11 protein-coding genes are annotated in these 11,298 nt (G+C 71.1%); 6 read left to right on the top strand and 5 right to left on the bottom strand.

Annotation, left to right across the window (positions count from 1 at the left end):
- Positions 1-191 precede the first annotated feature (191 nt).
- From IPZ69_RS24325 to IPZ69_RS24305, 5 genes are all read left to right on the top strand, one after another.
- On the top strand, positions 192-1,517 hold the full coding sequence (locus IPZ69_RS24325; protein ID WP_235456461.1) for a DUF2252 domain-containing protein: 1,326 nt from the start codon (positions 192-194) through the stop codon (positions 1,515-1,517).
- 82 nt (positions 1,518-1,599) lie between these two features.
- Positions 1,600-2,295: a hypothetical protein gene (locus tag IPZ69_RS24320; RefSeq protein ID WP_235456458.1), complete on the top strand. Its 696-nt coding sequence runs from the start codon at positions 1,600-1,602 to the stop codon at positions 2,293-2,295.
- 106 nt (positions 2,296-2,401) lie between these two features.
- Positions 2,402-3,241, top strand: a complete 840-nt coding sequence (locus IPZ69_RS24315) for a thioredoxin domain-containing protein (RefSeq protein WP_235456457.1) — start codon at positions 2,402-2,404, stop codon at positions 3,239-3,241.
- A 104-nt stretch (positions 3,242-3,345) separates the two neighbouring features.
- Positions 3,346-5,007: an alkaline phosphatase D family protein gene (locus tag IPZ69_RS24310; protein WP_235456456.1), complete on the top strand. Its 1,662-nt coding sequence runs from the start codon at positions 3,346-3,348 to the stop codon at positions 5,005-5,007.
- Between the two features lie 104 nt (positions 5,008-5,111).
- Complete coding sequence (locus IPZ69_RS24305) at positions 5,112-5,462, top strand: hypothetical protein (RefSeq protein WP_235456455.1); 351 nt, start codon at positions 5,112-5,114, stop codon at positions 5,460-5,462.
- Positions 5,463-5,494: 32 nt separating this feature from the next.
- Here IPZ69_RS24305 and IPZ69_RS24300 read toward each other — a convergent pair whose 3' ends face one another.
- Positions 5,495-6,073: a dienelactone hydrolase family protein gene (locus tag IPZ69_RS24300; RefSeq protein WP_235456453.1), complete on the bottom strand. Its 579-nt coding sequence runs from the start codon at positions 6,071-6,073 to the stop codon at positions 5,495-5,497.
- A 107-nt stretch (positions 6,074-6,180) separates the two neighbouring features.
- Here IPZ69_RS24300 and IPZ69_RS24295 point away from each other — a divergent pair, with 107 nt between their 5' ends.
- Positions 6,181-7,287, top strand: a complete 1,107-nt coding sequence (locus tag IPZ69_RS24295) for a mechanosensitive ion channel family protein (protein ID WP_235456452.1) — start codon at positions 6,181-6,183, stop codon at positions 7,285-7,287.
- Positions 7,288-7,299: 12 nt separating this feature from the next.
- Here IPZ69_RS24295 and IPZ69_RS24290 read toward each other — a convergent pair whose 3' ends face one another.
- The 4 genes from IPZ69_RS24290 to IPZ69_RS24275 form a co-directional block, all read right to left on the bottom strand.
- Positions 7,300-8,040, bottom strand: a complete 741-nt coding sequence (locus IPZ69_RS24290; protein WP_235456451.1) for an SDR family NAD(P)-dependent oxidoreductase — start codon at positions 8,038-8,040, stop codon at positions 7,300-7,302.
- A 106-nt stretch (positions 8,041-8,146) separates the two neighbouring features.
- Positions 8,147-9,733 carry a Na+/H+ antiporter gene (locus IPZ69_RS24285; protein WP_235456448.1) on the bottom strand — a complete coding sequence of 529 codons (1,587 nt, stop codon included), beginning with the start codon at positions 9,731-9,733 and terminating at the stop codon, positions 8,147-8,149.
- Between the two features lie 86 nt (positions 9,734-9,819).
- Positions 9,820-10,287 (bottom strand): GNAT family N-acetyltransferase, encoded by a 468-nt coding sequence (locus IPZ69_RS24280; protein WP_235456445.1) that lies wholly within the window; start codon positions 10,285-10,287, stop codon positions 9,820-9,822.
- The gene (locus IPZ69_RS24275) at positions 10,284-11,228 is read right to left on the bottom strand and encodes an RluA family pseudouridine synthase (RefSeq protein WP_235456443.1); all 945 of its coding nucleotides are present in this window, start codon (positions 11,226-11,228) and stop codon (positions 10,284-10,286) included. The genes IPZ69_RS24280 and IPZ69_RS24275 overlap by 4 nt, the downstream gene beginning before the upstream one ends.
- Positions 11,229-11,298 lie beyond the last annotated feature (70 nt).

Genomic DNA, 11,298 nt, shown 5'->3' with positions numbered 1-11,298 from the left:
CGGCTGCGGACCGACTGCGGACAGTCTGGGGGACAGCGTCGAAGTCTATGCCCCGGCACTGACACTCGCCGGGCACTCGCGCGTACCTTCATGCGTTGGAGGAAAGCGGACGACCCGTGCGGTCGGACGCCCCGTCCGCCCCACCCGTCCCGCACCATCCGAGCACCATCCGTACCAGGAGGCACCCAGCGATGTCGGTACCCCAGCTCAACGACGAGCAGCGCGGCGAGGAGATCCTCGCCGTCTTCGACACCGCCTTCGGCCAGCTCCTGGCCGCCGACCCGGCCGCGTTCCGCGTGAAGTTCCGGAAGATGGCGGCCTCGGCCTTCGCGTTCTACCGGGGCACGGCGTGCCTCTTCTACCACGACGCGGACGCCGAGAAGCGCGGCGGCCCGTACCTGGACGAGCGCACCTCGCGCGTGTGGATCCACGGCGACCTGCACGCGGAGAACTTCGGCACGTACATGGACTCCAACGGCCGCCTGGTCTTCAACGTCAACGACTTCGACGAGGCGTACGTCGGCCCCTTCACCTGGGACCTGAAGCGCTTCTCCGCCTCCATCGCCCTCATCGGGTACGCGAAGGCGCTCAGCGACGAGCAGATCACCGAGCTGGTGCGGGTGTACGCGGGCGCCTACCGCGAGCGCATCCACGCGCTGGCCACCGGCGCCAAGCGGGACGAGGTGCCGCCGTTCACGCTGGACACCGCGCAGGGCCCGCTCCTGGACGCACTGCGTGACGCCCGCTCGCTGACCCGGTTCGGGCTGCTGGACTCGATGACCGAGATCCGCGACTTCGAGCGCCGCTTCGCGCCGGGCGGCGGCTCCATCGAGCTGGACGCCGCCACCCGCTACAAGGTGCTGGCCGCCTTCGACGGCTACTTGGAGACGCTGCCGGAGACCTCCCTGGCCCGCCCGGACTCCTACCGGGTCAAGGACGTCGTGGGGCGCCGCGGGATCGGGATCGGCTCGGCGGGCCTGCCGTCGTACAACATCCTCCTGGAGGGCCACAGCGACGCCCTGGAGAACGACGTCGTGATCTACATCAAGCAGGCCCAGACCCCGGCCGTCTCCCGGCACATCACGGACCCGGCGATCGCGGAGTACTTCCAGCACGAGGGCCACCGCACGGTGATCTCCCAGCGCGCCCTGCAGGCGCACGCCGACCCGTGGCTGGGCTGGACCGAGCTGGACGGCGCCGGCCAGCTGGTCGCCGAGGTGTCGCCGTACGCCGTGGACCTGGACTGGGGCGACATCGACGACCCGGAGGAGATCGCGGCCGTCGTCGCCGACCTGGGCCGGGCCACCGCCACCATGCACGCGGCGGCGGACGACACCTCCGGCGAGTCCCTGGTGCCGTTCTCCACGGAGCGGGCCATCGACGCGGCGATCGCGGCCGACGAGGCGGGCTTCGCGGACCTGCTGACCGAGTTCGCGCACAGCTACGGCGCACGCGCGCGTGCCGACCACCAGATCTTCCTGGACCTGTTCCGCAACGGCCGGATTCCGGGGCTGTGACCGTCCCGGACTCGGACCGTCCCGGACTCGCAAGGGCCTTTTAAGGGTCCCTTACCCGAGTCCGTGACAGACTCTCCACGCCATGGACATATCCGGAACCCAGCTCAGAGCCGTGCGCGCGGCGCTGTTCACGGCCTTCGTCGTGACGCTCAGCACCGCGTCGCACGTCCTGCTGTCACGGGCTCCGCTGCCACTGACGACCGTGACCGCGGTCGCCGTCGGCGTCTTCGTCACGGCGTACGCACTGGCGGGCCGCGAGCGCGGCTTCGGCCGCATCGCGGTGCTGCTGATCCCGCTGGAACTGGCCGCCGACACCGTGTTCACCACCGGCCAGCACGCCTGTTACGGCAGGGCGGGCGGCCCGATCGCCGGCCCCCTGCGCGCGGTCGGCCTCGACGTGCTGTGCCGAGGCGGCTCGGTGGGCACCCCGCTGGCCCAGGTGACCGGCGGCGGCCGCGTCCCCGCGCTGCTCGCGCACGCCGACCCGGTCGCCGCCTGGCTGCTGCTCGCCGCGCACGTCGGCGTCGGCCTGCTCGCCGCCGTCTGGCTGCGTCGCGGCGAGCGGGCGCTGACCCAGCTGCTGCGCGCGATGGCCGCGACGACCTTCCGTCCGCTGCTGGTGGCGGTGGCCGCCGTGGCGGCGGTCCGGCCGGCTCCGGTGCGCCGGCTGCCGCGTTTCGCGCCACGCACCGCCGCCGCACGCGAACTGATCCTCGTGCACTCCCTGGGACGGCGTGGACCGCCGTGCTCCTGCTCCCCCGCCCTGGCCCCGGCCTGAGCGGTGCCGCCGGCCGCCCCTTTCGGGGCGAGCGCAGTGAGCAAGACCAGTCCCCCACACGTATCCCGCGTACGGCATGTGCGCGTCCCACATGGAGATCACGAATATGAGCAAGCGGAACAGCCAGGCGGCGAAGAACGCGGCCCGGGAGCGGCTGCGCCTGGAGCGCGAGAAGCAGGCCCAGCGCGCCAAGATCAAGCGGCAGGTCATCGTGGCCGCCTCGGTCGTGGCCGTCCTGGCCGCGGCGGGCGGCATCGGCTACGCCGTCGTCCAGGCCAACAAGCCCAGCTACTGGGAGGGCCTGAAGGGCGACAAGGTCGTCGCTCCGGCCAACACCAAGGGCACCGACGGCACCACCGTCGTCATCGGCAAGGACACCGCGAAGAAGACCCTCAAGGTCTACGAAGACCCGCGCTGCCCGGTGTGCGCCGCGTTCGAGCAGACCGTCGGTTCGACGGTGAAGAAGGACATCGACGACGGCAAGTACAAGATCCAGTACATCGGCGGTACGTTCCTCGACGGCGACTCGCTGAGCAAGGGCAAGATCGGTTCGCGCGGCGAGGGCTCCAAGAACGCGACGAGCGCCATGGGCGCCGCGCTGAACGTCAGCCCGGAGGCATTCCTCGAGTACAAGACGGCGCTGTACTCGAAGCAGTGGCACCCGGAGGAGACGGACGACAAGTTCAAGAGCGACGACTACCTCATCAAGATCGCGAACACCGTCCCCGCCCTGAAGAACAACACCGCGTTCCAGACCGCGGTGAAGAAGGGCACCTACGACGCCTGGGCACTGGCGATGTCGAAGACCTGGGACACCAACAAGGACGGTGTCACGGGCACCCCGAGCTTCGTCATGGACGGCAAGACGCTCACGACCTCGGACCCCAACCAGCCCTGGACGGTGTCCGAGTTCAACTCTGCGGTGAACGCGGCTCTCAAGGCCTGACAACCGGCCTGACAACCGGTCAGATACCCACCGCCGAATGAAGAGCGGGCGAACTTTGGGAGTTCGCCCGCTCTCGATCATACCGATCAGTAACCTGATCGGTCGTGACCAGTCGAAACCGATCCTCCGAGGGCATCAACTCCCTCTCGCCCCGCCGCCGTACGGTCGTCAAGGCCGCGGCGGCGACCGCTGTTCTGGCCGGCCCGCTCGCCGCCGCGCTGCCCGCCCGCGCCGCCGGCCAGGCCCCCGCCTTCCTGCACGGCGTCGCCTCCGGCGACCCGCTGCCCGACGGCATCCTGTTGTGGACCCGCGTGACCCCCACCGCCGAGGCGATACCCGGCTCCGGGCTCGGCCCGGACACCGAGGTGAGCTGGGTCGTCGCCACGGACAAGGCGCTGACGAACGTCGTCGCCAAGGGCTCCACGACCGCGAAGGCCGCCTCCGACCACACGGTCAAGGCCGACATACGCGGCCTGGCCCCGGCCACCAGCTATTGGTTCCGCTTCTCGGCAGGCGGCACGGACTCCCCGGTGGCGCGTACCCGCACCGCGCCGGCGGCGGACGCGGCCGTGTCGGGCCTGCGCTTCGGCGTGGTCTCCTGCGCCAACTGGGAGGCCGGCTACTTCTCCTCCTACCGCCACCTCGCGGCCCGCGGCGACCTCGACGCCTGGCTGCACCTCGGCGACTACATCTACGAGTACGGCACCGGCGAGTACGGCACGCGCGGCACCGTCGTGCGGCAGCACGCGCCCACCCACGAGATCCTCACGCTCGCCGACTACCGCACCCGGCACGGCAAGTACAAGACCGACCCGGACCTGCAGGCCCTGCACACCAAGGCGCCCGTCATCGCGATCTGGGACGACCACGAGTTCGCCAACGACTCCTGGTCCGGCGGTGCCGAGAACCACACCGAGGGCGCCGAAGGTGCCTGGAGGGACCGTCAGGCGGCCGCCAAGCAGGCCTACTTCGAGTGGATGCCGGTCCGCCCGGCGATCGCCGGCACCACCTACCGCCGGCTGCGCTTCGGCAAGCTCGCCGACCTCTCGCTGCTGGACCTGCGGTCCTTCCGCTCCCAGCAGGTCAAGGTCGGCAACGGCTCGGTCGACGACCCCGAGCGCACCATCACGGGGCGCGCGCAGCTCGACTGGCTGAAGGCGGGGTTGAAGGCCTCCGACACCACCTGGCGGCTGGTCGGCAACTCGGTGATGATCTCGCCGTTCTCCTTCGGCTCCCTCTCCGCCGACCTGTTCAAGCCGCTGGCCAAGCTGCTCGGGCTGCCGCAGGAGGGCATCGCCGCCAACACCGACCAGTGGGACGGCTACACCGACGACCGCCGCGAGCTGCTGGCCCACCTGCGCTCCAACGCCATCCGCAACACCGTCTTCCTGACCGGAGACATCCACATGGCGTGGGCCAACGACGTGCCGGTGGACGCGGGCACCTACCCGCTCTCGGCCTCGGCCGCCACGGAGTTCGTGGTCACCTCGGTCACCTCGGACAACCTCGACGACATCGTCAAGGTCCCCGAGGGCACCCTCACCGCGATCGCCTCGCCGCTCATCCGCGCCGCCAACCGCCACGTCCACTGGGTCGACACCGACCGCCACGGCTACGGCGTCCTGGACATCACCGCCGACCGCGCGCAGATGGACTACTACGTCCTGTCCGACCGCACGGACGCGAACGCCACCTCGTCCTGGTCGCGTTCGTACAGCACGCGCAGCGGCACGCAGAAGGTCGAGCGCACCTACAACCCTGTGTAAAAAGATCAACGCCCGGAGCAACCGACGAGATCTTTCCGGCATCGAACACTCTGGCGGGTCGCCCTACCTGGCGGCCCGCCAGGTCTGTTCATGATTGGAGTCACATGGCCACCCCCCAAGGTGTCTTGAAGAAGACCGCGACGATTGCCGCTGCCATGACGCTCGCCGGGCTCGCCTCCGTCGCTCAGGCGACGGAGGCCTCGGCAGCGCCGGCCTTCGTCAATCTGACCGTGCTGGACAGGGGCGGTGCCCCCATCTACGCGCAGCCCACCTCCTCGTCGCACAAGTTCCGCACGGAGCCGTTCAACACGACCCTGCGCATCCAGTGCTCCACCCGCCACACCCCCTCGGGGGCCCTGTGGTTCCGGATCTACGACTCGAAGCCGACGTCCTGGGTGTACTCCGGGCACTTCATGTCGCTGGTGCACAACCCCAAGGAGTGCTTCCCGGGCTGAGTCGGCGGCAGCCGCCGACCAGCCGGTCCGCGCTAGGCGGTCCGCAGACTGTCGAGGAAGCCGAGTGCCACCCGCCAGGTGGCCTCGGCGGCCTCCTCGTCGTAGTCCGGCAGCTCGGGGTCGGTGTAGAGGTGGCCGGCCCCGGCGTACCGGTAGACCTCGACGTCCGCGCCCAGCCTGCCCATCTGCAGGTACCAGGAGCCGAGCCAGTCGTCCGTCTCGAACGGGTCCGGCTCGGCCACGTGCAGCTGGACCGGCAGGTCGTCCACCGAGACGTTCGGCGCGATGTCCGACGTGCCGTGCAGGAGCAGCAGCCCGCGTGCCTTCTCGTCGCCCAGCGCCAGGGTCTGCGCGACGGAGGCACCGAGCGAGAACCCCGCGTACACCAGCCCCCGTTCCGAGTAGGGCGCCGCCGCCAGGACGGCCCGCTTCAGCAGCTCGTCCTTGCCGATCTCCTCCTTGAACGCCATGCCGTCCTCGACCGTCTCGAACGTGCGCCCCGCGAACAGGTCCGGCGTCCACACCTCGTGCCCCGCGGCCCGCAACCGATCCGCCGCGGCGCGCACCGCGGGCCTGAGGCCATAGGTCGAGTGAAAGAGCATGATGTTCATGGGGCCATGGTGCCAGCCGGATACGGCGGTGCCGCACCGCGGCCGTACCCCCTCCGCTCGCGAACACACATGTTCATCACCGCCCGACGCCGGTTACGTTCGGAGGCATGGAGAACGTTCTGCGCCCTCTCGTCGTGGTCGGCAGTGCCGTCGTCCTCACGCTGCTCATCGGCTGGGCCACCGATCTGCTGCTGCGCAAGGCCGACGAACGGCACAGCGAGACGCCCCTGTGGGGCCTCTTGCGCCGCGCCCGGATCCCCTACCAGCTGATGCTGTGCGCGGCCCTGCTCAGAGGCTCGTACGACCAGGCTCAGCTGCTGGAGGCCCACCGGGTCGGCATCGGCCGGACGCTGACACTGGTGCTGATCGGGTCGGCGGCCTGGCTGATGACCCGGATCGCGGCGGCGATCGTCGAGACGTCGTACACCCGCTATGCCCGCGTCCACCACGACGCCGCCCGGGTCCGCCGGGTCCGCACCCAGGCGTCGCTGATCATGCGCGTGGTGGCGGCGGTCGTCGGCGTGGTCGCCGCCGCGGCGATGCTGCTGACGTTCCCGGCGATGCGCGCGGCCGGCGCGTCCCTGCTGGCCTCCGCCGGAATCCTGGGCATCGTCGCCGGTGTGGCTGCCCAGTCCACGCTCTCCAACTTGTTCGCCGGGCTGCAGATCGCCTTCGGCGACATGGTGCGGATCGGCGACACCGTCGTGGTGGACGGCGAGTGGGGCACGGTCGAGGAGATCACGCTGACCTTCCTGACCGTACGGACCTGGGACGAGCGCCGGATCACCATGCCCGTGTCGTACTTCACCTCCAAACCCTTCGAGAACTGGTCGCGCGGCACCCCGCAGATGACCGGCATCGTCTTCTGGCACCTCGACCACACCGCGCCGATCGAGCTGATGCGCGAGAAGCTGCGGGACCTCCTGCGCGAATGCCCGGCCTGGGACGGGCGCGACTACGGGCTCGCGGTCACCGACTCCACGCCGAACACCCTCCAGGTGCGGGCGCTGGTCACCGCCAAGGACGCGGACGACGTGTGGAAGGTCCGGGTCACGGTCCGTGAGCAGATGATCAGCTGGCTGTGCGCTGAGCATCCGTACGCGCTGCCCCGGGTCAACACGGCGGACGCGGTGCTGCCGCCCGGCCACCTCCCCTCCCCCGACGGCGCGGGGGCGCGGCGCCTGCCCGAGCAGCCCCGGACGGGCCGGGGCTGACCCCGCCGCTCGTCAGTGCCCCCGTTCGGCTCCGCCGTTGACCTGGATGATCTGCGAGGTGATGTGCCCGGCGCCCGGGGAGGCCAGCCAGTGCAGGGTGGCGGCGACGTCCCCGGGCGTCCCGGCCCGGCCGGTCGCGGTCTCGTCGACGAGCCGCTCCCGCCGTGCCTCCTCGATCGGGCCCCCGAAGAAGTCGGTGTCCTCGATGTACCCCGGCGCGACCACGTTCACGGTGATGCCGCGCGGGCCCAGCTGCCGGGCCAAATCATGGGCGTACGGATGCAGGGCCGCCTTGGACGCCGCGTAGGCCCCGCTGCCCGACCCGCGGTAGGCCGCTATGGAGCTCAGGAACAGCACCCGGCCGCCCGGTTCCGCCAGCCGCTCCTTCAGCGCCTCCGTGAGCAGCACGGAGGTCAGGGTGTTGAGCCGGAAGTTGACCGTCCAGTCGTGCGCGACGGCGTCGAGCGCGTCCTCGCCGCCGGCCTCGGGTTCGAGGCCTCCGTTGCCTCCGGCGCTGTGCACGAGCACGTCCACGGTGCCGAGCCGCTCGGCGACGAACCGGGCCACGCCCCGCACGTCCGCCGGGTCACGGAGGTCGGCCGCACGGGTGAGCGCCCCCGGCACCCCGGCCTTCTCCAGCACCTCGGCGCGCCGCCCGAGCAGCAGCACCTGATCCCCGTCCGCCGCGAACGCCTGCGCGGCCGCCAGCCCGATTCCCGTACCGCCACCACTGATCACAATGTTGCGAGCCATGATCCGAGAGTACGAGCGGAACGCGGACCGGGCCTGCGGATATCCACAACCGCCATGTGTTCATATGACTGCCGCCCCGCAGGGTCACGGCGGAGATCACCCGAGCTCACTTCAGGCTGCGTACGTCCAGATGCCGCAGCACCCGGTCCACGATCTCCGGATCCGCCCCCGGCTCGCTCCGCGCCGCCAGCACCTCGTGCCGCGCCGCGCTCAGCATCTCGTTCTGGATCTGCCGTACCCGCCTCAGCCGCCGCACGCGCTGCTGGTGGGCCTCCCGCCGCTCCTCCTCGCCCAGGTCCGGGCTGATCCGCAGGCCGATGTCGAAGGCCCGCCGGTGCATCTGCTCTGACAGCTCCTCCGGCAGTTCCTCGACCTCCTCGATCTCCGTCAGCCTCCCCCGCGCCGCCTTCGCCGCCCGCACCGCCAGCTCCTTCTCGAACTCCTTCTCCCGCTCGGTGTCGGCCCGTACCCGCAGCCGCTTCACCAGCCACGGCAGGGTCAGCCCCTGGAGCACCAGCGTCGACATGATCACCCCGAACGCGATGAACACGATCTCGTCGCGGTCCGGGAAGGGCGACCCGTCCTCGGTCCGCAGCGGAATGGCCAGCGCCAGCGCCACCGAGGCCACCCCGCGCATCCCCGCCCACCACATGACGACGGTCTCCCGCCAGCTCATCGGGATGTCCTCGTCGTGGTCCCGCCGGGCGTGCAGCCGCTTGGTCAGCCAGGTGGCGGGGAGCAGGTACACCAGCCGTACGAGCAGCACCACGACGACGATCGTGGCCGCCCAGCCGAGCAGGTCGGGCCAGCGCCCGGAGGCCGTCCGGATCGCGTTGTGCAGTTCGAGCCCGATCAGCCCGAACGCCACGCCGGTGACCAGCGTGTCGACGATGTCCCAGAAGGCGTGCCCGGCGAGCCGGGTCATCACGTCGTCGGCGTCGAGGGCGTACTCGGCGAGGAACAGCGCGGTGGTGAGCACGGCGAGCACCCCGGACCCGTGCAGCTCCTCCGAGATCACGTACGACACGTACGGCACCAGCAGGGTCAGGCCGATCTGGAGGGTCGCGTCGTCCAGCAGGTCCAGCAGCTTGTTCGCGCCCCAGCCGAGGGCGAGCCCCACGGCGAGCGCGACCACCGCGGACAGCACCAGGTCCAGTCCGGCCTGCCAGGGCGAGAACGAGCCGCTGACGACGACGGCGATCGCCACGTGGTAGAGCACGATCGCCGTGACGTCGTTGAACAGCCCCTCGCCCTCCAGGATCGACACCAGCCGGCGCGGCAGCCCGAGCTGCCCGGCGACGGCCGTGGCGGCGACGGGGTCGGGCGGGGCGACCAGCGCGCCCAGCGCCACGGCGGCGGCGACCGGCAGCCCCGGCACGATCGCGTGGGCGACGGCCGCCACGCAGATCGTGGTGACGAACACCAGGGCCACGGCCAGCAGGAAGATCGGCCGTTTGTTCGCGGCGAACTGGCGCCAGGAGGTGCGCCGCACCGCCGCGTAGAGCAACGGCGGAAGCAGCGTGGGCAGGATCAGCTCCGGCGGGATGTTCACGTTCGGCACGAAGTCGAGCACCGCGAGAACGATCCCGAACAGCGTCATCAGCACCGGCGCGGGCAGTCCGAACCGGTCCCCCACCGGCACGCTGATCAGGGCCCCGAGCAGCAACACGAACAACAGGGCCAGCTGATCCACGGCGGGCGCTCCGGGAGTCGACGGGTCACACAGCAGGCCTCAAGCCTGCCACGCGACCCTTCTGACCGGCCCTTTCGGCGCCGCCGCTACAGGGCGCGGCGCATCGCCCGGTGCGGGATCCCCGCCTCCGGGTACTCCGGGCCGTACGCCTCGTAGCCGAGTCGCTCGTAGAAACCCAGGGCCTGCGTCTGGGCGTGGAGGTCGACCGTCGTCAGTCCGCGCGCGCGGGCCGCCTCCTCGATGGCCCGCACCAGGGCGACGCCGACGCCCAGTCCGCGTGCCTCCCGGGTGACGGCGAGCCGCCCCAGGGCGCCCAGGGAAGGGCCGCCGCCGGTCCTGGCGGCGGCCTCCTCGCCGTACAGCAGCCGCCCGGTGCCGAGCGGTACGCCGTCCTCCCGGACGGCCAGCACGTGTACCGCGACCGCGTCGTACTCGTCGTACTCGATGTCCTCGGGGACGTTCTGCTCGACGACGAAGACCTCCTTGCGCACCGCGAAGCACGCCTCGCGGTCGGTCAGGTCGTCGACGATCCGGACCGTGTACCCGGCGCTCATGCCCAGGTCTCCTCGCGGACCTGTTCCAGCGCCTGCTGCAGGTCCTCGGGGTAGTCGCACGCGAACTCGACCCACTGCCCGTCCCCGGGGTGCTCGAAGCCGAGCCGGACGGCGTGCAGCCACTGGCGGGTCAGGCGCAGCCGCTTGGCGAGCGTCGGGTCGGCGCCGTAGGTCAGGTCGCCCACGCACGGGTGGCGGTGGGCGGACATGTGGACGCGGATCTGGTGGGTGCGGCCCGTCTCCAGCTTCACGTCGAGCAGGGAGGCGGCGCGGAAGGCCTCGATGAGGTCGTAGTGGGTCACCGAGGGCTTGCCCTCGGCCGTGACCGCCCACTTGTAGTCGTGGTTGGGGTGGCGGCCGATGGGGGCGTCGATGGTGCCGCTGGTCGGGTCGGGGTGGCCCTGGACGAGCGTGTGGTAGCGCTTGTCGACCGTGCGCTCCTTGAACTGGCGCTTGAGCGAGGTGTACGCGTACTCGGACTTGGCGACCACCATCAGGCCCGACGTGCCGACGTCGAGGCGGTGCACGATGCCCTGGCGCTCGGCGGCGCCCGAGGTCGAGATCCGGTAGCCGGCGGCGGCCAGGCCGCCGATCACGGTCGGGCCGCTCCAGCCCGGCGACGGGTGCGCGGCCACGCCGACCGGCTTGACGATCACGACCACGTCATCGTCGTCGTGCACGATCTCCATGCCCTCGACCGGCTCGGCCACCACCTGCACCGGAGCGGGCGCCTGCGGCATCTCGACCTCCAGCCAGGCCCCGCCGCGGACCCGCTCGGACTTGCCGACCACGGCGCCGTCGACCTGCACCTTGCCCGCGGCGGCCAGCTCCGCCGCCTTAGTACGGGAGAAGCCGAACATGCGGGAGATGGCGGCGTCGACGCGCTCGCCCTCCAGGCCGTCGGGTACGGGCAGGGTACGGATCTCGGGAATCGTGCTCACCCGACGAGTATGCCGGACGGGTCCGACAGGACCGTCAACGCGCCCTCCGTCCCCTCAGCCCCTGGGGGAC

This window comes from Streptomyces olivochromogenes (assembly GCF_021538895.1).
Taxonomy (GTDB): Bacteria; Actinomycetota; Actinomycetes; order Streptomycetales; family Streptomycetaceae; genus Streptomyces; species Streptomyces olivochromogenes_A.
This window is presented reverse-complemented; position numbering and strand designations above follow the sequence as displayed.

Excerpts from the sequence above, each read along its gene's own strand:
- IPZ69_RS24325 (WP_235456461.1), top strand. The coding sequence starts at position 192 with ATGTCGGTACCCCAGCTCAACGACGAGCAGCGCGGCGAGGAGATCCTC.
- IPZ69_RS24295 (WP_235456452.1), top strand. The coding sequence starts at position 6,181 with ATGGAGAACGTTCTGCGCCCTCTCGTCGTGGTCGGCAGTGCCGTCGTC.
- IPZ69_RS24300 (WP_235456453.1), bottom strand. The coding sequence starts at position 6,073 with ATGAACATCATGCTCTTTCACTCGACCTATGGCCTCAGGCCCGCGGTG.
- IPZ69_RS24315 (WP_235456457.1), top strand. The coding sequence starts at position 2,402 with ATGAGCAAGCGGAACAGCCAGGCGGCGAAGAACGCGGCCCGGGAGCGG.
- IPZ69_RS24290 (WP_235456451.1), bottom strand. The coding sequence starts at position 8,040 with ATGGCTCGCAACATTGTGATCAGTGGTGGCGGTACGGGAATCGGGCTG.
- IPZ69_RS24280 (WP_235456445.1), bottom strand. The coding sequence starts at position 10,287 with ATGAGCGCCGGGTACACGGTCCGGATCGTCGACGACCTGACCGACCGC.
- IPZ69_RS24305 (WP_235456455.1), top strand. The coding sequence starts at position 5,112 with ATGGCCACCCCCCAAGGTGTCTTGAAGAAGACCGCGACGATTGCCGCT.
- IPZ69_RS24320 (WP_235456458.1), top strand. The coding sequence starts at position 1,600 with ATGGACATATCCGGAACCCAGCTCAGAGCCGTGCGCGCGGCGCTGTTC.